Source organism: Geothrix paludis, assembly GCF_022808815.1.
GTDB classification, from domain to species: domain Bacteria; phylum Acidobacteriota; class Holophagae; order Holophagales; family Holophagaceae; genus Geothrix; species Geothrix paludis.
This window is the reverse complement of the sequence record NZ_JAKZLC010000006.1, coordinates 44775-69740: the sequence shown is the minus strand read 5'-3', so window position 1 is coordinate 69740 and position 24966 is coordinate 44775. Positions and strand designations below refer to the sequence as shown.

General features: G+C 68.7%; 23 protein-coding genes and 2 tRNA genes. 11 read left to right on the top strand and 14 right to left on the bottom strand.

Annotated features, from left to right (window positions below; genetic code table 11):
• Positions 1-121: 121 nt before the first annotated feature.
• Positions 122-532 (bottom strand): hypothetical protein, encoded by a 411-nt coding sequence (locus MLE64_RS14375; protein ID WP_243318726.1) that lies wholly within the window; start codon positions 530-532, stop codon positions 122-124.
• A 488-nt stretch (positions 533-1020) separates the two neighbouring features.
• The gene (locus tag MLE64_RS14370; RefSeq protein WP_243318723.1) at positions 1021-1659 is read right to left on the bottom strand and encodes a J domain-containing protein; all 639 of its coding nucleotides are present in this window, start codon (positions 1657-1659) and stop codon (positions 1021-1023) included.
• A gap of 248 nt (positions 1660-1907) precedes the next feature.
• Between MLE64_RS14370 and MLE64_RS14365 the strand changes: the two genes are divergently transcribed.
• Together MLE64_RS14365 and MLE64_RS14360 are read left to right on the top strand one after the other, a co-directional pair.
• On the top strand, positions 1908-3980 hold the full coding sequence (locus MLE64_RS14365) for a hypothetical protein (protein ID WP_243318720.1): 2073 nt from the start codon (positions 1908-1910) through the stop codon (positions 3978-3980).
• Positions 3981-4068: 88 nt separating this feature from the next.
• Positions 4069-4145: transfer RNA gene (locus MLE64_RS14360), tRNA-Arg, on the top strand.
• 212 nt (positions 4146-4357) lie between these two features.
• Here MLE64_RS14360 and MLE64_RS14355 read toward each other — a convergent pair.
• Positions 4358-4855 (bottom strand): bacteriohemerythrin, encoded by a 498-nt coding sequence (locus MLE64_RS14355; RefSeq protein ID WP_243318719.1) that lies wholly within the window; start codon positions 4853-4855, stop codon positions 4358-4360.
• 42 nt (positions 4856-4897) lie between these two features.
• Here MLE64_RS14355 and MLE64_RS14350 point away from each other — a divergent pair, with 42 nt between their 5' ends.
• The 6 genes from MLE64_RS14350 (at position 4898) to MLE64_RS14325 (ending at position 10488) form a co-directional block, all read left to right on the top strand.
• The gene (locus MLE64_RS14350; RefSeq protein WP_243318717.1) at positions 4898-5440 is read left to right on the top strand and encodes a hypothetical protein; all 543 of its coding nucleotides are present in this window, start codon (positions 4898-4900) and stop codon (positions 5438-5440) included.
• On the top strand, positions 5437-6783 hold the full coding sequence (locus tag MLE64_RS14345) for a GAF domain-containing protein (RefSeq protein ID WP_243318715.1): 1347 nt from the start codon (positions 5437-5439) through the stop codon (positions 6781-6783). The genes MLE64_RS14350 and MLE64_RS14345 overlap by 4 nt, the downstream gene beginning before the upstream one ends.
• 142 nt (positions 6784-6925) lie before the next feature.
• Positions 6926-7483 (top strand): hypothetical protein, encoded by a 558-nt coding sequence (locus MLE64_RS14340; RefSeq protein ID WP_243318714.1) that lies wholly within the window; start codon positions 6926-6928, stop codon positions 7481-7483.
• 14 nt (positions 7484-7497) lie between these two features.
• A complete protein-coding gene (locus MLE64_RS14335) occupies positions 7498-8478 on the top strand; it encodes a c-type cytochrome domain-containing protein (protein WP_243318712.1) in 981 nt (326 codons plus the stop codon).
• A 31-nt stretch (positions 8479-8509) separates the two neighbouring features.
• Positions 8510-9484 (top strand): thiamine pyrophosphate-dependent dehydrogenase E1 component subunit alpha, encoded by a 975-nt coding sequence (locus MLE64_RS14330; protein WP_243318710.1) that lies wholly within the window; start codon positions 8510-8512, stop codon positions 9482-9484.
• Positions 9485-9504: 20 nt separating this feature from the next.
• A complete protein-coding gene (locus MLE64_RS14325) occupies positions 9505-10488 on the top strand; it encodes an alpha-ketoacid dehydrogenase subunit beta (RefSeq protein WP_423748263.1) in 984 nt (327 codons plus the stop codon).
• 3 nt (positions 10489-10491) lie between these two features.
• On the opposite strand, the gene MLE64_RS14320 is transcribed toward MLE64_RS14325, so the two are convergent.
• The 6 genes from MLE64_RS14320 to MLE64_RS14295 all read right to left on the bottom strand — a co-directional run bounded on the left by MLE64_RS14320 (position 10492) and on the right by MLE64_RS14295 (position 17025).
• Positions 10492-11226, bottom strand: coding sequence for a N5-glutamine methyltransferase family protein (locus MLE64_RS14320; protein ID WP_243318706.1), 735 nt, complete (start codon positions 11224-11226; stop codon positions 10492-10494).
• 52 nt (positions 11227-11278) lie between these two features.
• Entirely contained in the window at positions 11279-12064 is a 786-nt protein-coding gene (locus MLE64_RS14315) for a hypothetical protein (RefSeq protein WP_243318704.1), read from the bottom strand.
• A gap of 173 nt (positions 12065-12237) precedes the next feature.
• Positions 12238-13236, bottom strand: coding sequence for an NAD(+) synthase (gene nadE, locus MLE64_RS14310; RefSeq protein WP_243318703.1), 999 nt, complete (start codon positions 13234-13236; stop codon positions 12238-12240).
• Positions 13237-13245: 9 nt separating this feature from the next.
• Positions 13246-15234: an asparagine synthase (glutamine-hydrolyzing) gene (gene asnB, locus MLE64_RS14305; RefSeq protein ID WP_243318701.1), complete on the bottom strand. Its 1989-nt coding sequence runs from the start codon at positions 15232-15234 to the stop codon at positions 13246-13248.
• Between the two features lie 8 nt (positions 15235-15242).
• Entirely contained in the window at positions 15243-16745 is a 1503-nt protein-coding gene (locus MLE64_RS14300) for a class I adenylate-forming enzyme family protein (protein WP_243318699.1), read from the bottom strand.
• A gap of 10 nt (positions 16746-16755) precedes the next feature.
• Positions 16756-17025, bottom strand: a complete 270-nt coding sequence (locus tag MLE64_RS14295; protein ID WP_243318697.1) for an acyl carrier protein — start codon at positions 17023-17025, stop codon at positions 16756-16758.
• A 253-nt stretch (positions 17026-17278) separates the two neighbouring features.
• Between MLE64_RS14295 and MLE64_RS14290 the strand changes: the two genes are divergently transcribed.
• Positions 17279-17851, top strand: a complete 573-nt coding sequence (locus MLE64_RS14290; protein ID WP_243318696.1) for an acyltransferase — start codon at positions 17279-17281, stop codon at positions 17849-17851.
• Between the two features lie 285 nt (positions 17852-18136).
• Here MLE64_RS14290 and MLE64_RS14285 read toward each other — a convergent pair.
• The 3 genes from MLE64_RS14285 to MLE64_RS14275 form a co-directional block, all read right to left on the bottom strand.
• Positions 18137-18213, bottom strand: a tRNA-Pro gene (locus MLE64_RS14285).
• A 15-nt stretch (positions 18214-18228) separates the two neighbouring features.
• Positions 18229-19359, bottom strand: a complete 1131-nt coding sequence (locus tag MLE64_RS14280; protein WP_243318694.1) for a hypothetical protein — start codon at positions 19357-19359, stop codon at positions 18229-18231.
• A 13-nt stretch (positions 19360-19372) separates the two neighbouring features.
• Positions 19373-19783, bottom strand: a complete 411-nt coding sequence (locus MLE64_RS14275) for a hypothetical protein (RefSeq protein ID WP_243318692.1) — start codon at positions 19781-19783, stop codon at positions 19373-19375.
• Positions 19784-19886: 103 nt separating this feature from the next.
• Between MLE64_RS14275 and meaB the strand changes: the two genes are divergently transcribed.
• Positions 19887-20825 carry a methylmalonyl Co-A mutase-associated GTPase MeaB gene (gene meaB, locus MLE64_RS14270; protein ID WP_243318690.1) on the top strand — a complete coding sequence of 313 codons (939 nt, stop codon included), beginning with the start codon at positions 19887-19889 and terminating at the stop codon, positions 20823-20825.
• A gap of 7 nt (positions 20826-20832) precedes the next feature.
• Here the strand turns inward: meaB and aguB are convergent, their stop codons facing one another.
• Together aguB and MLE64_RS14260 are read right to left on the bottom strand one after the other, a co-directional pair.
• On the bottom strand, positions 20833-21714 hold the full coding sequence (gene aguB / locus MLE64_RS14265; RefSeq protein ID WP_243318688.1) for an N-carbamoylputrescine amidase: 882 nt from the start codon (positions 21712-21714) through the stop codon (positions 20833-20835).
• A complete protein-coding gene (locus tag MLE64_RS14260; RefSeq protein ID WP_243318686.1) occupies positions 21711-22736 on the bottom strand; it encodes an agmatine deiminase family protein in 1026 nt (341 codons plus the stop codon). Before MLE64_RS14260 ends, aguB begins: the two co-directional genes overlap by 4 nt.
• Positions 22737-22913: 177 nt before the next feature.
• Between MLE64_RS14260 and MLE64_RS14255 the strand changes: the two genes are divergently transcribed.
• A complete protein-coding gene (locus MLE64_RS14255) occupies positions 22914-24836 on the top strand; it encodes a CocE/NonD family hydrolase (RefSeq protein WP_243318684.1) in 1923 nt (640 codons plus the stop codon).
• The last annotated feature ends 130 nt before the right edge of the window (positions 24837-24966 follow it).

Genomic DNA, 24966 nt, shown 5'->3' with positions numbered 1-24966 from the left:
CTCCCCGCCCCCTGGGCTCGGACCCCGAGGCCTCCGAGGAGGCAGGAGACCAGGATCCCAGCGCGGATCATTCGCTGCGTTGCAAGATACTCGAGGAGCATAGAGGGGGGACCTTTCCAGATCATAGCGGATCGAGGGGGGCCGCAGGGACCTCCCTGGAGCTCGGGAGCAGGGGAAGGGTGGTCAGCGGCGCCACGGGAGCGACCGCGGATCCGTCACAGCCGTTGGGATGGAGCCGGAGCCTCCAGACCCAGGCGTCATCCGGCCCTATCTGGACCAGGTAGGTCTGCGAGGCCCGGACCACTGAGCTACCCCCCTTGAACCCCCGTCCAGGCCCGAGCCAGTGGGGACCCACGGTGTAGGTCAGGTCGAACGCACCTTCCGGCGCGAGGCCTCGATAGGGCTCCCCGCCGTGAAGGTAGACCGTGAGCACCGCAGCCTGGGTGCCCGCGTCAAGGAGGCTCAGGACGTAATCCTGGCCTGGGTCCGTCTCGATCTGCCATGGCACCGCGGGACGGACCTCGGGCCCCATCTGAAGCCATCCGTGCTCCGGCGGAGGAAGGGCGGGAGACTCACCGGGTGATGCCGGGGGAGAAGCGGGGTCCTTCGGGCCGGAAGGCTGCCCTGCGGTCGTCTCCGGAGGAGGGACGGGGAGTCTGCCACCTGGACGGGGGAGCGGCCAGACTCGCACGCCCACTAGCATGAGGCCAATGGCGGCAACCCATCCAGCCCAGCGCGCCCCATGCGCCCACCCGGGCGCGGAGGGTTTGCGCGCAGAAGGAGGCCGCACCTGCCCGGACAGGAAGGGGTCCCGGGGCAGGCCCAGGCGCGAGCGGGCCTCCGACAAGTCCTGGACGCACGTCAGCACCTGATCGTACTGGGCTTTCCGAACCGGATCGAGCAGCACGAACCGGGCCTGGGCCTCGCGCGTCGCCGAGGGGAGGCCTTGATCGAGGGCCCGTTCCAGCGCCGCGAGGTCGGTCACGATGCCCTGGAATCCCAGGGCCCGATACAAGTCCCTCATGGCTTCGCCTGCATCAGGAAGTCATAGGCTTCCCTGATCCGCCGGAAGGCCAACTCCGCCTCGTGGGTCGCCTCGATGCCATGGGCTGCGTAGTGGTCGGGATGGTGGACCTTGCTGATGCGGTGGAAGGCGCGCCGGATCTCCTCCTTCGTCGCGCCTTCCTCCAGGCCGAGGAGGGCCAGGGCCTTGATCCAAGCGATGCGTCCCCCCTCTCCGGGCGCACCGGTCCCCGCCTTGGGTCCGGGCCTGCCCGCGCCCGCTGCCGGCCACGCCTCCGGGCGGCTGGGATCCCAGAGCGGGGGGAGCCCGGCGCCCGTCCGCTCCCGGCATGCCGCTTCGAGCTCGGTGATCTCCAGGCCCAGGGCCTCCGCCACCGTCCGGAGTACCAGGTTCTGCGACAACGGGAGGCTGCAGCTGCCGAGCGCCAGCTCCAGGGCGCACCTCAAGGCCAGCATCCTGATCGGCCGGGGGCCGGAACGAAGGGTCGCCAGGGCCTGCACGAAGGCCCCGGTCCCCGGGTACATCGCCTGGAATGCGGGCGGATCCCCCATCCGGACGGCCAGGTTCAGCGCCCGCGCCGAGTCACGCACCCGCTTGTCGGCCGCCGCGGTGTCGAGGGCTTCCCACTTGGTCATGGCCGCCATCAGCGTCCAGATCGCCCCGGCAAAGGGCTGCGGAACATCCCCCGGAGGAGAGGTGGATGGAGAGGTTTCTGATTCCATGCAGGTGGTGACCCGATCGAGTTGTCTTATATAATGATCATCTCCTCATCCCAAATCCCTATTTATTCCCCTTACGGACGTGGACCTTGAATCCTCTGAAGCTTGATCCGCCCGGCCCACCTGAAGGTCCAGGCAGTGGCCATCCGCCCCTTGAAGCATCGGTGAAGATCCTGCTCGCGGAGGACACCGCCCCTCCCAAACCCGGTTCCGCGGTCGCGGAGATTCCCCCGGCAGAGGAGGTGTCGGAGCTACCCCACCCGGAGCCGAACGCGCCTCCTCGGCGGCCCGCCCGCCTCGAACCCGTCAAGAACCTGGTGAAGCAGGGCTACTTCGATCCCACCAGGGCCTTTGAATCCACGGTCGATTGGAAACGGTTCCGCAAGGCGCAGATCTCCCTCTTCCTGCTTTCACTGCTGGCGCCTTTCCTCACTCTGCTGCTGCTCGGCTTCCTCCTGGGCGTGGTCTACCTCACCGGGGCTTCGCTGTACTCCGCCACCAGCCCGAATCCTATCTACCAGCTCATGCTCTACCCCCTCGTCTTCGTGGTGGCTCGCGGGTACTGGCTCGCCTACCTGGCCCTGCCTTTCGGCCTCTTCGCGATCGGATGGCTCTGGGCCGCCGCCACGGCCTGGTCCATCTCCCGCCTCGAGGAGGGGACCCTCATCGACTTCAAGAAGGCCCTGAGCATCCTCGCCATGCTCGGCGCCATGCTGGCCCCCTTCACGCTCTTCCCCTTCCTGCGCCTGCTCGCCCTGGCTGTGATCCTCTGGTTCATCGTCCGGCGCCTGGAGGACACCTTCGACATCGGCTTCTGGCCGATGGTGGGCCGGGGAGGGTTGATCCTCCTGGCCTCGGTCTTCCTCTATGGCGCCTTCGAACGGAAGGTCGAATCCTACTTCCCCGCGGGAGAGGAGCTGAGGACCAACCTGCAAGCCTTCATCAAGCAGAAGAAGATGCTCGAGTGGCCCTCCTTCCAGGCCAAGGTCTACATCAACCCCAACGAGCGGCTCTACGCCGATCTGTCGGATTTCAGCCCGCAGGTCCGGGAACCGGCCACCCAGAAGGCCCTGGCCATGCTGAAAGCCGGCGGTGACACTCCCTCCTTCCGGTTCCGCCTGGCAAGCCGCCTGGCCGAATGCGGGCAGGTCGACGCCTTTCTGTTCCTGTCCAGGTACTACGCGACGGGCCAGGGGATCCAGGCCGATCCCTCGGCCGCCCTGGACTGGATCCAGCGGTTCACGGATGCCCGTCCAGACCATCTGGAAGGCGGTCTGGATCGCGCTCGTTTGCTTCTCAGCAACAACCGCCAGCTGGAGGGGAAGCGCTACCTCGTGGGAATCGCCAAGCGGCAGATCACCACCCTCGGCAAGGTGACCGCCTTCATCCAGAAAGAGGGGCTGGGCAGTGTCGATTCCGCGCTCAACACCGAGGTCTTGAGCCTGTACCAGTTCGGGAACACCACGACCCAGGTGGCCGTCTACAACTCCAATTCCAGCTTCTCCCGCTATGGATACGAGACCCAGACCAAGCAGGAGGACCTGCTGAAGCGTCTCTATGTGAATGAGCATGACCAGACCCTCTGGTTCTACCGGGCCCTAGTCTCCGAGTACTCCAGCAGCACCCCCGCAGGCTCCGCAGTCTATGGCGAAGCCTCCTCCGTCTACGGGCAGGCAGAGCTCGATCAGAAAATCCTGGAAGAGGATCCCGTGGCCATGGACATCGCCGCGGACCGGTGCGCGAGCCGCGGTGACCTTGCCAAGGCCCGCCAGCTCTGGCTTTCAGCCACCCGCGTGCTGAACAGCGACCATCGCTCCGCCAATGTGCCCTACTACCTGAAGCTCGCGGGGAGCTTCGATCCAGAAGGGTCCACAAAGGCTCCGGACCCTCACGAGGCGACGAAGTACTACCTTGCCGCCCTGCTGATCTCGAGCTGGCAGGGCCGGGGGAGCGCTGTAGGCATGCAGAGCCTCCAGCGCCTCCAACCCGGCAAGGTTCCCGATCCAAAGGAACAGGCCTTCCTGGATCTCTGCTTGAAATACGAGATCCCCGAAGCCTGGGCCATGATGGGCGATCGCTACCTCAACGGGGACTTCCCGGGTGTCCCCAGAAACCAGGCCAAGGGGCGGGATTGTTTCCTGAAAGCCCAGGCCCTCGGCTACAAAGGTCCCCAGTTCTCCCAACAGCTGGCCCTCCTGGCCCCCAGTGGCGCACCGACGATCCGCCAAGCGCACTAGCCCGTCGGCCGCTTGAGCCCACCGCGCGGGATCCGCCCCATGGCACAGCCGCGGATCCCCGTCAGAGTCCCGCTAGACTATCCCTCGCGCGCCTATAGCTCAGGTGGATAGAGCAGCGGCCTTCTAAGCCGCAGGTCGCTGGTTCGAGTCCAGCTAGGCGCACCAAGTGCGCCCAGCTGGACTTGGACCAGCGAGAAACATCGGCGGCCCGGTAGGCCATCGGCGAAGGGCCGACTTGATGTCGGCCCGGCGCCGTCATGGCCGGGGCCAGCCGATGGCGGTTCGAGGCCGGCGAGAAGTGGGTCGGCGCCCACCAAGTGCGCCTAGCTGGACTCGGGCCAGCGGAAAACATCGGCGGCCCGGTAGCCTACAACGGCTTAGACCGGATGTAGCGCCTTCAGGTACCCCGCCATGGCCTGGTCCGCCTCACCGATGTGCTGCTCGAGCCAGGCCCCCAGGTCCGCCAAGGCCTCCCGGCCGACGGCCTGGCCCTTCATCCGCCGGTACTGGAGGTCGCGCACCTGGAGGACCACCTCCTGGTGCTGGTTCGCGTGGGCGACGCGGCCGGGGAATCCCGCCTCCTTCATGAGGCTCTCTTCGGTCTGGCAGTGCTTGATGAGGTGCCGAGCCAGGGCGGCCAGCGGCTCGTCCAGGAGGGCTCCCGACGCTCCGGCCTCGAGGTCGCCGGCCAGCCGGGCCAGCGCCTCGAAGAGCTCCCGGTGCTGCTGGTCGATGGTTCCCAGCCCGGTTTCGAGCTGGGGGCGCCAGCACGCAGGGGATTTCGCGCTTCGTGGGGCAGGGGCGGGGTTCACGCGCAAAGAATACCAGAGCATCGGGAAGCCCCAGGCCAGAGCGGAGACCAGGATCCTGTTCATCCCCACCACCGCCCGATGGAGATTGGATAAAATCATCCACCCATGCCGACCCATCCCTCCCTCATCCTCGGTCCCGAACTGACCCGCTTCGTCACGGGGGGCGTCTCCATCAACGCGGGTTCGGCGAGCGCGGCGGGCGTCCCCAGCCTCTGCCGCGCCTTCGGCTGCCGCGTGGATTCGGCCGCGGGCCGCCTCCGGCTGTTCTTCGCCGGGCCCCAGGCCGTGGATCTCGTCCGGGACGCCGGGCGGAGCGGGGCCCTGGCCGTGGTTTTCAGCGAACCCTCCACGCACCGCACCATCCAGGTCAAGGGGCAGGACGCGCGAATCGAGCCCCTGGCCGACGGCGATCTCGCCTGCGTCACGGCCTACCGCGCGGCCTTCGCCCAGTCGCTGGTCTTCCTGGGCTTCACGGAAGCCATGGTCCGGACCCTGCTCGATTGTCCTGACGAGGCCCTGGTGGCCGTGGCCTTCACGCCCTCGGTCCTCTTCAACGCGACGCCGGGGGCCCAGGCCGGCACACCGCTGGCCCCGGCCCTGATCCCGTCCTTGATCCCGACCCCACCCCTGACGCCGGGGGCCGTATGATCCCCGTCCGTGCCCTCCGCGACTGTCTGGATGGGGTCATCCCCGGCGTGGTCTCCACCTGCGCCGCGGACGGCACCCCCAATGTGGCCTACATGTCCCAGGGCCAGTACCTCGACGAGGGACACGTGGCCCTCTCCTACCAGTTCTTCAACCGCACCCATCAGAACCTCCTCGCGAACCCTCGGGTCACCCTGGGCCTCATCCACCCGCAGACCGCCCAGCAGTACCGGCTCCACCTCGTCTATGAACGCACGGAGACCCGGGGCCCCGTCTTCGAGTCCATGAAGGCCAAGCTGGCGGGCATCGCGTCCCACACCGGCATGAGCGGCGTATTCCGCCTGCTGGGCTCCGACATCTACCGCATCGAAGGGGCGGAGGTGGTGCCGGGGAGCACGCTGCCCGCCCCGTCCCCCGCCGTGGATCCCCTCCTGGCCCTGCGCACCTGCATGGAGCGGCTGCCCACCAGCCCCGATGCCGAGTCCCTCCTGGATGCGCTGCTGGACGGCCTCCAGGCCCACTTCGCCATCGAGCAGGCCCTGGTGATGATGCTGGATCCCCGGCGCGACCGGCTCTACACCGTGGCCAGCCGGGGGTACGCGACCTCGGGCGTGGGCTCGGAGATCCCGGTGGGCGACGGCGTCATCGGCGTGGCCGCCCGGGAGCGGACGCCCATCCGCATCTCCCACGTCACCTCCGAGTACGCCTACGGCCTCGCCATGCGGGAGGGGGCCGAGCGGCAGGGCATGGGCGACCGGCTGGAGACCGAGATCCCCTTCCCCGGCCTGGCGGCCCCTGGCAGCCAGCTGGCCGTGCCCATCCCCGGAGCCCACGAGCCTCTGGGCGTGCTCTTTGTGGAGAGCCCCACGGAGATGCGCTTCACCCACGCGGATGAGGATGCCCTGGTGGCCCTGGCCACCCAGGTGGGCGGCCTCTTCCGTCTCTTCCTGGCCGAGCTCGAACTGGGCGACGAGGCCCAGCCCGGCGCCGCCCGGGAAACCCGGCCCGAGGGGCCTCCCCTGCGGGTGCGCCACTACGCCGCCAACGACAGCGTCTTCATGGGGGATGACTACCTCATCAAGGGCGTGGCGGGGAACATCCTGTGGACGCTCCTCCAGGACCACCTGGCCCTGGGCCGCACCCAGTTCAGCAACCGCGAGCTGCGGGCGGACCCGCGGGTGCGCCTGCCGGACCAGAGCGACAACCTGGAGGCCCGCCTGGTTCTCCTGCACCGCCGTCTGGCGGAGCGCGGGGCCTGCGTCCAGATGGAGAAGACGGGCCGCGGCCGCTTCCGGCTGCGGGTGGACCGGCCCCTGGAGCTGGAGGACATGGACGCCGGCGCCTGACCCGGACCTGCTTTTCTTAAAACCTTCTTAAAGCCTTGCTAATTCTTTCTTAAGGGTGGAAAAAACCTATAAACAATCGCTCGAGAGTGCGATAAACACCTCATCGGGATTCGACCCGACCCCTTCCCTGATGAGGTGATCCATGACCCTGCTTCGCGCCCTCCCCTACGCCCTCCTGGGCCTTACCTTGGCCCAGGCTGCCACTCCCGCCCAGACCAAGCAGATCCAGCATGGGGGCTACCTGGTCACCATCGCGGGTTGCCACGACTGCCACACGCCCCTGAAGATGGGCCCCAAGGGCCCCGAGCCGGACATGACGCGCATGCTCTCCGGCCACCCCGAAGGCCTGAAGATGCCCCCGGCCCCGAAGCTGACCGAGGCCCCCTGGGGCTGGGCAGGCTCCCTGACCATGACGGCCTTCAGCGGTCCCTGGGGCGTGAGCTATGCCGCCAACCTGACGCCGGACAAGGAGACGGGCCTGGGCAGCTGGACCGAGGCCCAGTTCCTCCGGATGGTCCGCTCCGCCCGCCACCTGGGCCAGGGCCGCGCCATCCTGCCGCCCATGCCCATCCAGAACCTCCAGAAAGTCAACGAGGCCGACCTGAAGGCCATCTTCGCCTACCTGCAGTCCATCCCGGCCGTGAAGAACAAGGTGCCCGCCCCCGAGGCGCCCGCGCCCACGCCCATCCCCATGCACTGAACCTGAGCCCTGCCGTGCGCCCCCTCCTTCCGGCCCTCCTGGCCCTCGGCGCCCTGTCGGGGGCCGCGAAGGCCCCAGCCCCGCCCCGCCTGCTCTCCCAGACCGGCCTCTACGCCGCTCCGGGCGTGGTGGCAGCCCGGAACCTGGCCTACGCCCCCCAGTACCCGCTGTGGACCGACGGCGCGGCCAAGGCCCGGTGGATCCATTTGCCCGCGGCCATCGACGGCCGCGACGAAGGCGGCTGGGTGTTTCCCGTGGGCACCAAGGCCTGGAAGGAGTTCGCCTTCGGGGGCCGCAAGGTGGAGACGCGCCTGCTCTGGAAGACCGGGTCCGCCACCTGGGTCTTCGCCAGCTACGCCTGGAACGAGGCCCAGACCGACGCGGTCCTGGTGCCCGAGGGCGGTCTGCCGGACGCCGCCGAGGTGGCCCCGGGCCTGCGCCACGCCATCCCCTCGAGGACGGACTGCCGCGACTGCCACGGCCAGGAGCAGGTGGAGGTCCTGGGCTTCACGGCCCTCCAGCTCTCGCCGGACCGCGATCCCGGCGCCCTCCACGGCGAGCCCCTCCGGCCCGGCCTGATCACCCTGAAGGACCTGGTGGCCCGGGGCCTCCTCCGGGGCGCCCGGCCGGACCTCCTCACGCGGCCGCCCCGCATCGCGGGCGATCCCGCCACCCGCGCGGCCCTGGGTTACCTCCAGGCCAACTGCGCCAGCTGCCACCGGGCGGACCGGCCCATCCCGGGCCTGGACCTGGACCTGCGCCCCGCCCACGCCCTCCGCACGGCCCTGGCCCCCGGCAGCTTCCCCGTGCCGGGCCAGCCGGAGAGCCGCATCCTCAGCCCCGGCCACCCGGAGCGCAGCGTCCTGCTGCACCGCATGGGCAGCCGAGATCCCATCGCCCAGATGCCCCCCCTGGGCACCGTGCGCGTGGACCAGGCCGCGGTGGACCACCTTCGCCGCTGGATCGCCGACGTCCCCTTCGCCCCGTCCCACTGACCCCCAGAACCCCTTTCCGACGCGAGGTCCCATGACCCCTTCCACACCTGTACCTGTTCCTGCGCCCACCCACCTGGACCTGCTCGCGGCCATGCTGCGCATCCGGGCCTACGAGGAGAAGATCGTGGCCTTCCACGCCGCGGGCCCCTTCCCCAATGTCTGCACCTCCGTGGGCCAGGAGGCCGCCGCCGTGGGCGTGGTCTCGGCCCTGCGCCCCGAGGACCAGATCCTCACCAACCACCGCAGCGCCGGCCACCTGCTGGCCCGGGGCGCCGATCCCGGCCGCATGCTGGCCGAGGTCATGGGCCGCAGCACGGGCTACTGCCAGGGCCGCAGCGGCACCCTGCACATCTCCGTGAAGGAACTGGGCGTGGTGCTCACCTCCACCATCGTGGGCGGCGAGCTGTCCCTGACCCCGGGCGTGGCCCTGTCGCGGGCCATGCTGGGCGGCGAGGGCATCGTCGTCTGCTTCTTCGGTGACGGCGCGGCCTGCGAAGGCATCTTCCACGAGTCCCTGAACCTGGCCTCCGTGTGGAATCTGCCCGTGCTCTATGTCTGCGAGAACAACCAGTGGCAGGCCTTCGTGCATCGCAAGGAGACCATGGTGGGCGACCACGTGGCCCCCTGGGCCGCCCCCTACGGCATCGACAGCCTCACCGTGGACGGCAACGACGTGGAGGCCGTGCGCAAGGCCGCCCTGCACGCCGCCGCCCAGGTGCGCGAGACGCGCCGGCCCTTCCTGCTGGAGGCCTGGACCTACCGCCAGCGCGGCCACATGGAGCCCCACGACCAGTCCTATGTGGATCCTGGGGAGATCGAGGCCTGGATGGCCAAGGATCCTATCGCCCGCCTGGAGGCCCGCCTCCTGGAGACCGGCGAGCTCACGACGGACGGCCTCGAGACCCTCCACGCCCAGGCCCGCCTCGCCATCGAGGACGCCGCCGCCTTCGCCGCCGCCTCGCCCTATCCCGATCCCGCCGACCTCGCCACCGGCGTCTACGCCTGAGGAGCCGAACCATGACCCAGATGAATCAAATGACCTTCCACGATGCCGTCGAAGCCGCCCTCCATGAGGAGATGGCCCGCGACTCCCGCGTGCTCATGTTCGGCGAGGGCACCGCCACCAAGCGCAAGGGCCTGCTCAAGGCTTTCGGGCCCCAGCGTGTGCGCAACACACCCCTGGCCGAGGGCATCATCGCCGGCACCGCCGCCGGGGCCGCCGCCACGGGCCTGCGCCCGGTGGTGGACCTGCTCTTCGCGCCCTTCCTCTGCTTCGCCATGGACGAGCTGGTGAACAGCGCCGGTAAGCTGCGCTACATGTCCGGCGGCCAGTTCTCCTTCCCCATGGTCGCGCTGGCCATGACCGGCGGCGGCTGGGGCGTGGGCGCTCAGCACAACCACAACCTGGAGGCCTGGTTCGTCCACGCCCCGGGCCTCAAGGTGGTGATGCCCGCCACGCCTGCGGACGCCAAGGGCCTGATAAAGGCCGCCATCCGCGACGAGAACCCCGTGCTCTTCTTCATGGACATCGGCCTGGCCTTCGCGCCCGGCGAGGTGCCGGAGGCCGACGAGGTCGTCCCCCTCGGGAAGGCCGCCATCCGCCGCGAAGGCTCGGACGTCACCCTCATCTCCTACGCCAAGACCGTCCACACCTGCCTGGCCGCCGCCGAGGCACTGGCGGCCGAGGGTGTCTCCGCCGAGGTGGTGGACCTGCGCACCCTCAAGCCCCTGGACGAGGCCACCATCCTCGCCTCGGTGCGGAAGACGGGCCGTGCCGTCCTCGTCCACGAGGCCAGCCGCCTCTGCGGCGTGGGCGCCGAGGTGGCGGCCCTGATCGCCGAGCAGGCCTTCGAGGCCCTCAAGGCTCCCATTGTCCGCCTCACGGGCCCCGACGCCCCGGCCCCCTCCAGCTACCCCCTGGAGCAGGCCTTCGCGCCCCAAGCCGACGCCATCGCCGCGGCGGCCCGGCAGCTGGTGGTGCGAACCTTGGAGGCGGCGCCCATCTGGTGAGGGCTACAGCCCGAGGACGGCCACCCGCGGATGGCCCTGGGCATCCGAGACGAACCGGATGGTGGAGTGGCGCCGGTTCCGCTCCGCCAGCGCCTGCACCATCTTGGCCTGTCCCAACCCGAACTCGAACAGGAGGTGCCCCCCTGGTTTCAGGAAGGCCGGCGCCTCCTGCAGGAGCCGCGTGAAGATCGTGATCCCGTACGGGCCGCCGTCGAAGGCCGCCCTCGGTTCATGCTCAAGCAGGCCGGCCAGGGTGGCCTCCAGCACATGGGAAGGAATGTAGGGCGGGTTCATCACCACCAGGTCCATGGTGCCTTCCAGGCCTTCGCCCGCGAGGGCCGCGAAGAGATCCCCCTGGGTGACCACGACCCGGTCTTCCAGGCCAAGGCGGGCCACGTTCGCCCGAGTCAGGCGGACACAGGCATCCGAGATGTCCGCGGCCCACGCCCTCACGGAGGGCACCCCCAGCGCCGCAACGCACGCCAGATTCCCCGCCCCGCAGCCCATGTCGATCATCCGCAGCTCCCGCTCCGGTGCCTCGACCGACTGAGCGCGGAGGAGGGCCAGGACTTCCCGTCCCAGGATCTCCGTCTCCTCCCGGGGGACCAGGACATCCTCCCCCACCAGCAGGTCGACCCCCAGAAAGCGGTGATGGCCGGCCGCAAGCAGGGCGGCGGGGGTCTGGTCCCCTGCGGGGTTCGCGGAGCTGGCGCTTTCGCTTGTCTTGTCGTCTTTCATCGGTTCCTCCCTGGCCATGCCAGATGCTTTCTGTCGTCGCGGGTGGCGGACCTCAGCCTCCGGTCAGGCTGGACTGGTCTCCCCGCCCCTCGAGGACATCCACGATGCGCCGCCCCAGGAGCGGAGCGGCCTTCGTCGCGAAGGCCCGGGAGGGATGGGCATTGGTGGGCCCGTCGGCGTGGGCCGGCTTCAGGTACAGCCCTCCCCCCGTCTCCAGCTCGCGGAAGTCCCACACGAAGATGTTGTCGCCCTTCTCGTCCCAGGTCTCCTTCACCCAGGTGGCGAACTGTCGGGCCCGCTCCGCTTCTTCGGGGGTGGTGGAGGCCTCCGTCAGCGCCGGACCGGTCCACACGATGAAGGTGGTGCGAGGGAACTGGTGCATGCGGGTCTTGAGAGCCTCGTACTGCAGGCGGTAATTGGCGAGAGTCTTCTTCGGGGAGGCCACGCTGGGAACCCCGTCCTCGGGCAGGACCCGGCTGATGGGGAAGCAGTGCTTGAAGACGATGACGTCGTGGGAGGCGGCGAGGTCATCCAGGTTGGGCTCCTGCCGGTCTCTCGCGGTCCCGGCATGGGCCACCCACAGGTTCCAGTAGTCATAGGGGTTGTTCTCCCAGGGGTAGCGGTCGTGCACCAGGCGCCGGAACACCCGCGTGGGGAGCATCCGGTCCAGCCAGGTATGCCCGCCGTTGGCCATCGGATACGTCATCTCGGTGATGGCGTAGCGGGTGCCGTGGTTCGCGTTCCAGGTCTGGAAGAACTGGGGCAGGCCAGCCTCCCAGATGGCCTCGCCGGTGCTGTGGTGCAGGAAGAGGATTCTTGAGGCGGGTTCGTGCGGCACGGCGCGCTCCTTGGATTGGGCGGCTCCGGAGGTTCCCGCCCCGGGAGAACAGGCCAGGAGGAGGAGCGCCGCGACGGTAAGGAAGCCCCTCCTGGTCCACGCCAGGGCAGGCTTCGGGGGCGGGAGTCCGGGCATCGAGGTCATGGGAGCCCTCCAAGGAGGCGGGAGCGGAATCAGCCACCCGCGAAGGCCGGCGTCCCGAGGGAGGTCATGTCCAGGGGAGGGGTCCGCAGGTAGTACGTCGACCGCTTCTTCTGGGTGAAGTCGTCGAAGGCGCGCCGCACCTGGTCGGACGTCATGTCCAGGGCCGCGGCCGTCTCCTCCACGGAGACCTGGTTCTCCAGGGCGTACCAGAGCAGGTCCATGATCCTGAACGGGATGCGGAAGAAGAACTCCTCCTGGGTCGAGGGGGCGCTGTATGTATCCGAGGTCGGCGTGCGTTTTTGGATGACCTCGGGGACATCCAGGTGGCGGGCGAGCTGGTACACCTGCGTCTTGTAGAGGTGGACGATGGGCATCAGGTCCACGCCGCCATCGCCGTATTTCACGAAGAATCCCTGATCGTGCTCGTTCTTGTTGGGCGTCCCGATGACCGCGTAGTTCCTGAGCTCGGCATGGTAGTAGAGCATCGCGGTGCGGGTGCGCTGCTTGAAATTGGACGCGGCCACGATCTGGGCCAGCTCCGCGGGGCGCAGCCGTGCGCTCTTCTCCTCGCCCCCGGGGGTGATGATCGTCAGGGAGAAGACGTTCAGCGTGCCCTGGTCCAGAAGCCCGGGGGGCAGGACGATCTTCGCCTTGTAGCCGGCGCTGGCGTCGTACTCGGGGAAGACCCGCGCGATGGCCTCATCCCGCCGCTGGTAGCAGGCATAGCCGTCCAGGGCCGGCGTAATGACCTCCAGCACGGGCGTGACGCCATAGTGCGCCGCCAGCATCCGCGCCAGATCCTCGGAGGCGGGATCTGAGTCCTTCTCGGGCAGCAGGAGAGGCACCACCCGCTCGGGCCCGAACGCCTTGACGCAGAGCGCCAGGCAGACGGAGGAATCGATCCCCCCGCTGATGCCGAGCACGGCGCCCATGCGGTGGAGGCCCCGCATGTTCTCCCTCAGCCATTGCACGATCCGATCCGTCTCGGCAGCGGCATCGATATCCAGGACTCGCGGGTTCATGGGCATGGGCATTCCTCAGGGGCAGACGCCTCGGCCGATCACGACCTTCACGTCGTCGCCATCGTCCAGGGGAGGGGAAGGTACGAATCCGGACAGGAACTGCGCGTCCACAAGCTGGGTGGAGATGATGCCGGCCAGGGCCATGTCGTCGGTCTCGCCCAGGCCCTGGCCCCGCCGGGCCTTGGCGATCAGATGGTCCACGGCCACGGGATTGAAGAAGCCCGAGGCGCGGATGGCGGAGGGCGAGAGCAGCTCCTCGAGGTAGTCCGGAGGCGAGTCGTTGAAGAAGGCGCGATGGATCGGCGCACGGTAGGGCTGCTTGGGCCGATCGGTGATCTCCGCGGGAAGCCACTCGCGGCTGATCTCCTTCAGCAGGTACTTCTCCTTGAGGCCATGGAGCTTCAGATCCGGGGGAAGCCGGCTGCAGAAATCGACCACGCGATGGTCCAGGAAGGGGAACCGCCCCTCCACCGAGTGGCCCATGGCCACCCGGTCGCTCTGGGACGACAGCAGGTACTGGGACAGGAAGATCGAGATCTCCAGGTACTGGGCCCGGTGCAGGGGGTCCCAGCCGTCGAAGCCCTCGGGGAAGGCGGGATCGAGGTGATTTCCGGAGCCGGCGGCGCGGATCCGATCCGCCATGTCGTCGCTGAAGAAGCGCTTGACCCGGCTGGTGGTGCGCCAGCGGAGGCTGTGGGAATAGCTGGAGGAGGCGGTCTCCTCCAAGCCCAACCCGAAGAAGGCCGTGGCATAGGCCGACCCGCCCTGGGTCAGCCCCGAGATCCAGGGGTAGATCCGGCTGAACAGGGCCGGACGGAGCTTGGAGTCGGGCTGGGCTGCCCAGAACCGGCGGATCTTGGCTTCCTTGAACAGGTCGTAGCCCGCCAGGAATTCATCGGCCCCCTCGCCCGTGAGGACCACCTTGAACCCCTTCTCCCGGACCAGCCCGGACAGGAGGAACATCGGCGCTGGAGAGGTCCTGAGAAGCGGGGTCTCGGCGTGCCAGACCACCTCCGGGAACACCTTCCCGATGTCGGCGTCGGAGGCGTGGACCACGTGGTGATCGGTGCCCAGGTGCCGGGCCATCCGGGTCTGGAACCCGCTTTCGTCATAGCCCGCGTCCGAGAACGAGATCGAGAAGGTCTCCAGCGGACTCGCCGTGTGGTGGCGGATGATCGCGGTGATGGTGGAGGAATCCAGTCCTCCGCTCAGGTAGGCGCCCACGGGCACGTCCGCCCGCAGCCGGATGCGCGTGGCATCGATGAGGAGCTCCCGCAGTTCGGCGGCGTACTCGTCCCGGGAATGCATGGGTTCCGGGCGTCCTTCCGGGAAGGTCAGCTGCCAGTAGGGCTCCAGGGCGACGCGGCCTTCCCGCAGCCGCAGGAAGTGGCCCGGCGGGACCTCCTCGATCCCCTGGAAGAAGGAGCGCGGCGAGAGAGGGCTCCAGAACGTGAAGATCTGGTCCAGCGCCAGGGGATCCACGGCGGCCGCCACGCCGGGGGCGGCCAGGATCGCCTTGATCTCGGAGCCGAACACCAGGCGGCCGTCGGCGAAGGTGTAGAACAGGGGACGCACGCCCAGCCGGTCCCGGGCCAGGAACAGGGCGCGGTTCCGCGTGTCCCAGATGGCGATGGCGAACTGGCCGTTGAACTTCGCCAGGCAGCCCGGGCCGTACTCCTCGTAGGCGTGAAGGACCGTTTCCGTGTCGCAGGCCGTGGCGAACCGGTGTCCCCGCCGCTCCAGCTCCTGGCGTAGCTCCGGGTGGTTGAAGATCTCCCCGTTGAATACGATCCAGAGGGTGCCGTCCTCGTTGGAGATGGGCTGCTGGCCGGTGCTCAGGTCGATGATGCTGAGCCGCGCGTTGCCCATGGCCGCGTGGTCATCCACGTAGATCCCGAACTGATCCGGGCCCCGGTGGCGGATCATGCCCAGCATGCGGCGCAGGGTCGAAGTCTCGGCCGGGGGTCCCCCGTTGAGCGCGCAGATGCCCACGATGCCGCACATTGGCGCCCCTATCGCAGTCCGAGCCGGCTGATCTTCCCGGAGGAGGTCATGGGCAGATCGGTCCTGAATTCGACGTATTTCGGAACCATGAAATCTTCCAGGTGCGCCCGGCAATGGGCGATCACCTGGGCTTCCGTCAGCGGCGTCCCGTTGGCCACGACGAAGGCCTTCACGACCTCTCCGGCCGTGGGGTCGGGAACGCCCACCACCACGGCCGTGACGCCGGGGAGCATGTGGAGGACGTTCTCCACTTCCTTGGGCGCGACCTTCTCCCCGCGGCTCTTGATGATGTCGTCCTTCCGGCTGAGGAAGTAGAAGTACCCTTCGGCATCCTGGCGGAACAGGTCCCCGGAGTAGCAGAGCCGCTCGCCCGGGATGGGGCCCGGGCGGAACCGGTGGGCCGTCGCCTCCGGGGCCTCCCAGTAGCCGCGCATCACGTGCCGGCCGCGCACCACCAGCTCGCCCGTCTTGCCCGGTCCCAGGCGCCGCCCGGATTCGTCCTCGATCCAGGCCTCGGTGCCGGGAATGGGGATGCCGACGGAGCCGGGCCGGATGGCGAGCTGGTCGGGGGGCAGGTAGAGGGTGCGCTTGGTCTCGGTGAGGCCGTACATCGAATAGAGCGCCACGCCCGGAAAGGCGGCCTGCAGCTCGAGGATCCGGCTGGGCGGCAGCGAGGCCGCCGTGTTGGTGAGGTAGCGGAGGCTGGAGGTGTCGTAGGCGCGGAGGTCCTTCTGGACCAGCATCGCGAAGATGGTGGGAACCCCGGGGAATCCCGTGGGGCGCTCCTCCTGGATCTGCTGGAGGATCACGGTCGGGTACATGAAGGACCGCTCCAGCACCAGCGTCCCGCCCATCTTGAACGCCATCAGGAGCTGGTACAGGCCGTAGTCGAAGGACAGGGGCAGGGCGCTGAGGATGACGTCCTCCGCCCGGTTCTCAAGGTAGGTCATGATGGCGGTGCTGGCGAAATCCACGTTGCTGTGATCGCACATCACGCCCTTGGGCTCGCCCGTGCTGCCCGAGGTGTAGACCAGGCAGGCCAGGTCCAGGTCGATGTTGCGGAGCGGCAGAGGGGTCGCCGGGGCTTCCGCCAGGATCTCCTCGAAGCGCCGCAGGCGCGGATCCGCAGGCGTCTCCTGCGCGCCGCAGAGAATGCCGAGGGAGAGGGAGGGGACGTCCCAGCCTCCGGTCCGCTCCTGCATCAGCAGCGCCTTGGCACGGCAATCGTTCAGGATGTAGGCCAGCTTCTCCGCCTTGGTGGAGGCGTTGATGCACACGAAGGTCCCGCCCGCCTTCAGCGCGGCGAAGATCCCGACCACGGCCTCCACGGAGTTGGGCAGGTGGAGGGCGACCCGGTCGCCACGACCCACGCCCCCCTGGACAAGGGCATTCCCGAGCCGGTCCGTCATGTCGTCCAGCTCCGCGTAGGTCAGCCGCCGGCCATCGCACACCAGGGCGACCTTCTGCGGGAAGCGGGCGGCCGAGCGGGTCAGGAATTCATGGACAAGCACCCGGAACCCCTCATGAATGGCCCGCCAGCTTGCTGGTGATGAACGAGCTCAGCCGACTCACGGAATCGAAGTTGCTGGGCAGGAGCTCGTGGTCGGCCACCGCGATGCCGTACTGCTTCTCCACGAAGGTCACCAGCTCCATGACCCCCAGCGAATCGATGATGCCCTCCCGGAGGAAGGAGGCGTCATCCCCGTACTTGAAGCCCTGGTCGCTGAACAGGAAGTTCCGCGAGATGAACTCGCGGAGCTCGGGGGCAACGGTATTGGAGTCCGCAACCATGGTCTTTCTCCTTCCTTCGGTGTCATGGATTGGGATGCTTGAGGCAATTCATTCCTGGCACCAGCATCCACAGAATGTATGCTTGTTTTACAGCCATTCAATGGATATGACTATTGAAAAAACGGTTCCTGTATATATCGTACCCGTGAATGTGCCAGTCCCTTCCCCCTCCAAATCTTGGAGGGGGCGTCAAACCGCAAGCCTCGCGCCGATCGTGCCTTCTCCGCGATCCGGGGCGCCCGCAGGGGGGTCAATGTTCATCGTCAGTTCCGCGCGGAAAATCTACAATCGCCTCCGGCTCTGGCAGCTCCGGAGGGCCGGTCTGACCCTCCCGGACGATTGCAAGCTGGGAGGGCTTCCGGACTTCGGATCAGAGCCCTACCTGATCACCATCGGGCACCATGTGGCCATGGCCGCGGAAGTCTGCTTTCTCACGCATGACGGTGGCACCCACGTCTTCCGCGACCAGGAGCGCTACAAGAAGGTCATCAAGTACGGCCGGATCAACGTGCTGGACAACTGCGTGATCGGCCAGCGGGCCATCATCCTCCCCGGCGTGACCATCGGCCCCAACTCCGTGATCGCCGCGGGATCCGTCGTGACGCGGAACATCCCCCCGGATGTCCTGGCCAGCGGCAACCCCGCCAAGCCCGTCATGCCCATCCATCAATACGCGGAGTGGTGCCTGGCCGCGATGCCGGACTACGACCCCGCGGAGTACCAGCGGGACAAGAAGGCCTTCCTGCTGAAGTTCCACATGCGGGGGTCGTCCCGGGTGCCCATGGCCGGATCGGAGCCACCTTCCGGGGAATCCGATCCGGGCTGAAGGGCTGGGTCAGGCGGAGAGTCGTGTCTCCACGATCCCACTCGACGCTGGATCCTGGCCACGCCCGCGTGGCCAGCGCGAGTTCGAATCTCGCCGACAGGCTCCGACGGTCTCGGCGACCCACCCGGACTGATTCGAACTGCGTCTGGCTTCGCCAGTCGCCGGCCTTTCTCCGGCAGGACATCTAGTCCTGCCTCCGAAAGTCCACTCGACGCTGGATCCTGACCACGCCCACGTGGCCAGGGCGAGTTCGAATCTCGCCGACAGGCGATTGTTGGAACCCATTGGTCGGAGCGGCGAGATTCGAACTCGCGACCCTCTGCTCCCAAAGCAGATGCGCTACCAGGCTGCGCCACGCTCCGATGGATCCAGTCTACTTACTTTCCGCCGATGGCGACGCTGCGGAGGTTGAGACCGGCGCGCTGGAGGTCGAAGATCTTGGAGGCGAGGCCCACCATGAGCTGGATCTCCATGTCCTCGCGGCCGCGCTTGGTGGCGCCGGCGGGGGGGATGGCGATGAGGTCGTTGGGGGTGCGGGTCTTGGACCAGGCCAGGTCCATGGCGAAGGAGATCTTCTTGTCCTGGCTGGCCAGCTCGCCGGCGATGTGGGACATGAGGCCGTCCCCGCCGTAGCCGAGGCGGAGCCAGCCCGGGCCCTCGAAGCCGCGGCTGCTGTTGGTGAGGTTCACGGCCTGGAGCTTGTTCCCGGCGCCGTAGGCGAAGTCTATGCGGGTGTGGACGCCCTGCTCATCATTCCGGAACTCCAGCCGCTGGGGCATCTGGGTGGCCTTGTCCACGGTCACCTCCAGACGGCCCCGCTTCCAGAAGCCCAGGCTCTGGGCCATGCTCTGCTCGCGGCGCTTGGCGTCCCAGGGCTTGGTGGGGGCGTTGAAGACGAGGTGCTGCAGGGTCCGGCCGCCGCTGGTCTCCTCGCCGGCCAAGCTGGCCTTGAAGGTGGGGGCGTCGATGTAGACGGCCTTGATGTCGTTCAGGGTCTGCCGGAACCAGGACATGTAGGTCCGGGGCGCGTCGGACGGGGGCGGCTCCACCCGGGTGGTGTAGGCGTTCTGCTCCTTGCTATACAGGAAGCCCCGGGTGCCGCGGCGGGTGTAGAGCAGGTTGCCGAAGTCCCCGGCCAGGTCCGTGCGGAAGTCGCCGTTGGCGAAGTAGGTGCCCCGGAGGCGGAGGTTGGCCTGGCCGCCCTGGCTGTTGCCCTTCACCTGGCCCTGGCTGAGGCTGTCCACCTTCTGGTTCACGGCGGCGCCGCTGAGGGCCACGCCGAGGGTGCCCTGCATCTCCACGGAGGTGATGCCCTGGTAGGGCTGGCCGAACCACCCGGCATCCACGGCGTCGAGCACCTGGAGGAAGGTCCGGCGGGCGGCCTCGGAGGTGGGTTCCGCCTTCGCGGCGGTCTTCGGGGTGGGCTTGGGAGCGGGCTTGGCCGGGGCCGGGCCCTGGGCGGGCAGTAGCGACGCGGTGAACAGCAGAGGCAGAACGGTGTGGCGCATCAGATCTCCTGACTCATGAACGGGAGTGCCGGGGAGCGGCCTTGGGTTCCGGCCGATCCTTGGCGTAGCAGGCCCGGCACAGGGCCTTGGCGGGATCCTCGGGCACGAAGGGCAGGTACTCCTGGGCCCCGCAGCTGGCGCAGGTGATGTGCGTGAGCACCCGGGTGGCCTCCTTCCCCCCCTTCCGCTTGTAGGTGAAGGAGCGGCGGTAGCAGTCGGGGCAGAGGTAGAACTTCTGGCCGGTCTCCACCTTGAAGCGCATGCCACACTCGGCGCAGATCTTCTCCCGAGGCGACTTGGGGTCCGGAGGAGCCACGGGCGCCCGCTTGGTCAGCCGGACCGGGGCCTGGCCCGGCCCGCGCGTCGCCTCCGGCGCCGCGTCCCCGGAAGCGGGGTCTTTCGAGGGTTTCAGCCCTTTAATCATCGTTGTATGGTCCTACTGCGGCGCGGGCCGGAAGGTTTAGGGTACCTCATCGGATCCCCCCCGGCGAGTTCCGGTCCCGGCGGGGTGATGGCATCCTGGGCCCATGCCTTCTGCCGCCGATCTCCTGGAGCCCCTGCGCCGCGGGGAGGCGCGGGCGCTGGGCCGGGCCATCTCCTGGATGGAAAATGGCCACCCCGAGGCCCGGGCCCTCATGGCCCGCCTCTGGCCCCACCTGGGCGGGGCAGTCGTGATCGGCATCACGGGATCCCCCGGCGCCGGCAAGAGCACCCTCACGGACCAGCTCGCCCGGGCCCTGCGCGCCGAAGGCCAGCGGGTCGGCATCCTGGCCGTGGACCCCACCTCGCCCTTTAGCGGCGGGGCCATCCTGGGCGACCGCATCCGCATGCAGCGCATCGCCGCCGATCCCGGCATCTTCATCCGGAGCATGGCCACGCGGGGAGCGCTGGGCGGGCTGGCCCGGGCCACCCAGGACGCCATCGACCTGCTGGACGCCGCGGGCTTCGACACGGTGATCGTGGAGACGGTCGGCGTGGGGCAGGACGAGGTGGACGTCGTGAGCTGCGTCCAGACCTGCTGCGTGGTGCTGGTGCCAGGCATGGGCGACGAGATCCAGGCCATCAAGGCCGGCATCATGGAGGTGGCGGACCTCTTCGTGATCAACAAGGCCGACCGCGACGGCGCCGATCAGGTGGAGCAGGAGCTGACGGCCATGAAGTCCATGGCGGCCACGCGGCCCTGGGACCCGCCGGTGCTGCGCACCGTGGCCCAGCGGGGCGAAGGCGTGCCGGAGCTGCTGGCGCAGGTCCGGCAGCATGGCGCCTGGCTGCGGGCCCACGGCGGGCTGGCCCGCAAGGCCCGGGAGCGGGCCCGCCTGCGCTTCGAGTCGCTCCTGGCCGAGGCCGCCTTGCGCCGGGCCCGGGCCCAGGCCGGCGCCCAGCGCCTGGAGGCCGCCATCCAGGCCATCGCCGACCACGCCCAGGATCCCTACACCGCCGTGGCGGACATCCTGGGCGAAGGCTAGGAGATTCCTAGGCCCTGGAGAGGATCCCGTAGAGCTCCGGCCGGCGGTCCCGGAAGAAGCCGAAGGAGGCGCGGTTCCGGCGGATCTCCTCGAGGTCGAAGTCGGCGGTGATCACGCCGGCCCCCGTGCGGCCCAGCTCGGCCACCTTGTCGCCCCGGTGGTTCGCGATGAAGGAGTGGCCGTAGAAGGTCTGGCCGCCCTCGGTTCCCACGCGGTTCGCGGCCACCACGGGCACGACATTGGACACGGCGTGGCCGATCATGGCCCGCTGCCACAGGTCCTTGGTGTCCAGCTCGGGGCTCTCCGGCTCGGTGCCGATGGCCGTGGGATAGAGCAGGACCTCGGCGCCCATGAGCATCATGGCCCGGGCGCACTCGGGGTACCACTGGTCCCAGCAGATGCCCACGCCCAGCTTCCCGAAGCGGGTCTCCCACACCTTGAAGCCGGTGTTGCCCGGGCGGAAATAGAACTTCTCCTCATAACCGGGGCCGTCGGGGATGTGGCTCTTTCGGTAGACGCCGAGCACGGAACCATCCGCGTCCACCATGGCCAGGCTGTTGTAGTGGTGGGGCCCGTCCTTCTCGAAGAAGGAGACCGGAATCACCACGCCCAGTTCCTTCGCCAGGGCCTGGAACCGCGCGATGGTGGGATGCCCCTCCGCGGGCCGGGCCCAGTCGAAGAAGGCGTCCTTCTCCTCGCGGCAGAAGTAGGGGCCCTCGAAGAGCTCGGAGGGCAGGATCACCTGGGCGCCCGTGGCGGCGGCCTCGCGGACGAGACCTTCCACCCGGGCCACGTTCTCGTCGAGGCTTCCCGTGAAGGCGCACTGGGTGGCGGCGACGCGGATGATGCGAGACTCGGGGCGAGACTCGGGGCGGGACTCGGCGCTCATCGGACCTCCGGCTGCTGCTGGGTGATGCAGTGGAAGGCGCCGCCGCCGCTGAGGATGGCGCGGGCGGAGCGGCCCACCACGCGATGGTTCGGGAAGAGCCGCGCCAGGGCGGCCACGGCCTCTTCATCGTAGGGCGTGCCGTAGGTGGGCACCACCACGCTGCGGTTCCCGATGTAGAAGTTCACGAAGCTGGCGGGCATGAGCTCGCCCTCCTCGTCCCGCACCACGCCGGGCGAGGGGATGCGCTCGACCCGGAGCTTCCGCCCCCGGGCGTCGGTCATGGCGGCGAGGTCGGCGGCGAGGCGGTCCAGGGTGGCGGCGTTGGGATCGCCGGGTTCCCGGGCCTCCATGCAGACCACCACGCCCGGCGCCACGAAGCGGGCGAGGGTGTCGATGTGGCCGTCCGTGTGGTCGTTCAGGAGGCCTTCGTCCAGCCACAGCACCTTCTCGGCGCCGAGGCCGTCGGCCAGGGCGGCTTCCAGCTCCCCCTGGTCCAGGCCCGGGTTGCGGTTGGGGTTCAGCAGGCACTGGCGGGTGGTGAGCACCGTGCCCTCGCCGTCCACCTCCACGGAGCCCCCCTCGAGGATGAAGGCGTGGTCGCGCCGGGGCGCGCCGCTGAGGGCCGCCACGCGGCCCGCCACACGGTCATCGCCCGGCAGGAGGTACTTCCCGCCCCAGCCGTTGAACCCGAAGCAGGCGGCCTGCAGGGCGCCCGCGCCGTCCTTCACGAAGATGGGCGCCGTATCCCGCAGCCAGATGTCGCCCACGGGCACCCGGTGGAAGCGCGCCCGGTCCGCCACCGGCGTCAGGGCTCGCCGGGCCGCCGCCTCGGCGGCCTCGTCCCCCACCAGGATGTCCAGGGCCTCGCCGCCCTCCCCGGCGATGGCGAGGCAGAGGGCCGTCCACTCCGCCTGGGCCGGGGCTAGGTTCTCCCGCCAGAGGTGGCCGTGGCCAGGCCAGGCCAGCCAGCAGGCGCTGTGGGAATCCCACTCGGCGGGTTGTCGGCAGGTCGGATGGGACATGGTGCGGAACCCCTGGATTGGATGCGGCCCCGGATGGGAGCACCCTCCAGTTCATCAAAAGGGCCTTCTCCCGTCGAGGCTTATTGCGGGAGGGCAGGTCCTAATTGATGCAATGACAGGGATCCCCCCGGGTGTGCGTCATGCCGCATATCATGATGCCTCGCCCCCGGAGCCTCCATGTCCCTGACCCGCGCCCTTCGCGCCGCGCTCCTCCCGATCCTTCTTCTCGGCGCCCTGGGCGCGCCAGCCGCGTGGGCGGAGGGGCCGGCGGTGGAATCGGCGGCGGCCGTCGCCTCGGTCCGCGACCAGTACGCCAAGCGCGAGGTGCTCATCCCCATGCGCGACGGGGTGAAGCTGTTCACGGCCATCTACACGCCCAGGGCCACCGGCCGGACCTATCCCATCCTCCTGCAGCGCACCCCCTACAGCGTCTATCCCTACGGCCCCGACGCCTATCCGTCCCACCTGGGACCCTCGGCCCCCTTCCAGAAGGAGGGCTTCATCTTCGTCTACCAGGACGTACGCGGGCAGAAGATGTCCGAGGGCGACTTCGTGAACATGCGGCCCCAGCGCGCGGCCAGCGGCGCGGCCGTGGACGAGAGCACGGACACCTACGACACCATCGACTGGCTGGTGAAGCACGTCGAGTCCAACAACGGCAAGGTGGGCCAGTGGGGCATCAGCTATCCCGCCTTCTACACGGCGGTGGGCATGCTGTCGGGCCACCCGGCCCTCAAGGCCGTCTCCCCCCAGGCGCCCATCGTGGACTGGTTCCAGGGCGACGATTTCCATCGCAACGGCGCCCTGTGGCTGCCGCATGCCTTCAACTTCATGGTGAACTTCGGCAAGCCCCGGCCCAAGCCGACCTCGGAGTGGGGCACGCCGTTCCGTCGCACCACCTCGGACGGGTACGAGTGGTTCCTGCGGCTAGGATCCACGGGCGCCACCCGGCAGTACACGAAGGACGTGGCCTTCTGGAACGAGATGCTGGACCACCCCGACTACGACACCTTCTGGCAGGCCCGCAACCTGCGGCCCCAGATCAAGGACGTGAAGCCCGCAGTGCTCACCGTGGGCGGGTGGTTCGACGCGGAGAACCTCTTCGGCACCCTGCAGGTGTTCAAGACCCTGGGCCGCCAGAGCCCCGCCACGGACAGCCGCCTAGTCATGGGCCCCTGGTTCCACGGCGGCTGGGAGCGCAGCAAGGGCGACCACCTGGGACCCGTGCAGTTCGGGGCCGACACCGCGTCCTGGTTCCAGACGGAAGTCCTCTTCCCCTTCTTCATGCAGCACCTGAAGGGCGCGAAGGAGCCCGCCCTGCCCAAGGCCACGGTCTTCGAGACCGGCGCCAACCGCTGGCACCGGCTGGACGCCTGGCCGCCGGCGCAGGCCCGAGACGCGAAGCTCTACCTTCAGCCCAACGGCAATCTCTCCTTGACGCCGCCCTCGCCAGACGGCGGCTCCGACACCTTCCTCTCCGACCCGTCGAAGCCTGTTCCCTTCATCGAGAAGGTCGCCATCGGCATGCCCAAGGACTACATGACCGCGGACCAGCGCTTCGCCGGCCGGCGCCCGGACGTGCTGGTGTTCCAGACCGGGCCCCTCGCCGAGGACCTGACCCTGGCGGGCCCCCTGCGTCCCGAGCTCTTCGTGGCCACCACGGGCACGGACGCTGACTGGGTGGTGAAGCTCATCGACGTCTACCCCGACGACTTCAGGAACCCGGATTTCAAGGAGGGCGGCTCCCCCTGGGACCGCACGCCCAATCCCATGGGCGGCTACCAGCAGCTGGTGCGGGGCGAGGTCATGCGCGGCAAGTACCGGGACAGCCTCTCCACGCCGGCGCCCTTCGTCCCCGGCCAGCCCACCCGCGTGGCCTGGTCCATGAACGATGTCTTCCACACGTTCAGGCAGGGCCACCGGGTGATGATCCAGATCCAGAGCACCTGGTTCCCCCTCATGGACCGCAATCCCCAGGTGTTCATGAACATCAACGAGGCGAAGCCGGAGGACTACCGCAAGGCCACCCACACGGTCTTCCACGACGCTGCGCGGCCGAGTGGGATCGGGGTGGGTGTGTGGATGGAACAATCCAACTGAAACGTCTGTGAGCCGCCTCGCTTGCTGTGGCGGATTCCTGCCTGCCCTGACGAATCGCTCTAGATAGTGTCCAAACCGCCCAAGCACCGACTGTACCGCTTGTGCTACACCCGATGAATTATCATGGGCT

Bases quoted from the DNA above. Each gene is read 5' to 3' on its own strand.
- MLE64_RS14375 (WP_243318726.1), bottom strand. From the start codon at position 532: ATGGGGCCCGAGGTCCGTCCCGCGGTGCCATGGCAGATCGAGACGGAC.
- MLE64_RS14370 (WP_243318723.1), bottom strand. From the start codon at position 1,659: ATGACCAAGTGGGAAGCCCTCGACACCGCGGCGGCCGACAAGCGGGTG.
- MLE64_RS14355 (WP_243318719.1), bottom strand. From the start codon at position 4,855: ATGAACAGGATCCTGGTCTCCGCTCTGGCCTGGGGCTTCCCGATGCTC.
- MLE64_RS14350 (WP_243318717.1), top strand. From the start codon at position 4,898: ATGCCGACCCATCCCTCCCTCATCCTCGGTCCCGAACTGACCCGCTTC.
- MLE64_RS14345 (WP_243318715.1), top strand. From the start codon at position 5,437: ATGATCCCCGTCCGTGCCCTCCGCGACTGTCTGGATGGGGTCATCCCC.
- MLE64_RS14340 (WP_243318714.1), top strand. From the start codon at position 6,926: ATGACCCTGCTTCGCGCCCTCCCCTACGCCCTCCTGGGCCTTACCTTG.
- MLE64_RS14330 (WP_243318710.1), top strand. From the start codon at position 8,510: ATGACCCCTTCCACACCTGTACCTGTTCCTGCGCCCACCCACCTGGAC.
- MLE64_RS14325 (WP_423748263.1), top strand. From the start codon at position 9,505: ATGAATCAAATGACCTTCCACGATGCCGTCGAAGCCGCCCTCCATGAG.
- MLE64_RS14320 (WP_243318706.1), bottom strand. From the start codon at position 11,226: ATGAAAGACGACAAGACAAGCGAAAGCGCCAGCTCCGCGAACCCCGCA.
- nadE (WP_243318703.1), bottom strand. From the start codon at position 13,236: ATGCCCATGAACCCGCGAGTCCTGGATATCGATGCCGCTGCCGAGACG.
- asnB (WP_243318701.1), bottom strand. From the start codon at position 15,234: ATGTGCGGCATCGTGGGCATCTGCGCGCTCAACGGGGGACCCCCGGCC.
- MLE64_RS14295 (WP_243318697.1), bottom strand. From the start codon at position 17,025: ATGGTTGCGGACTCCAATACCGTTGCCCCCGAGCTCCGCGAGTTCATC.
- MLE64_RS14290 (WP_243318696.1), top strand. From the start codon at position 17,279: ATGTTCATCGTCAGTTCCGCGCGGAAAATCTACAATCGCCTCCGGCTC.
- MLE64_RS14280 (WP_243318694.1), bottom strand. From the start codon at position 19,359: ATGCGCCACACCGTTCTGCCTCTGCTGTTCACCGCGTCGCTACTGCCC.
- MLE64_RS14275 (WP_243318692.1), bottom strand. From the start codon at position 19,783: ATGATTAAAGGGCTGAAACCCTCGAAAGACCCCGCTTCCGGGGACGCG.
- meaB (WP_243318690.1), top strand. From the start codon at position 19,887: ATGCCTTCTGCCGCCGATCTCCTGGAGCCCCTGCGCCGCGGGGAGGCG.
- aguB (WP_243318688.1), bottom strand. From the start codon at position 21,714: ATGAGCGCCGAGTCCCGCCCCGAGTCTCGCCCCGAGTCTCGCATCATC.
- MLE64_RS14260 (WP_243318686.1), bottom strand. From the start codon at position 22,736: ATGTCCCATCCGACCTGCCGACAACCCGCCGAGTGGGATTCCCACAGC.
- MLE64_RS14255 (WP_243318684.1), top strand. From the start codon at position 22,914: ATGTCCCTGACCCGCGCCCTTCGCGCCGCGCTCCTCCCGATCCTTCTT.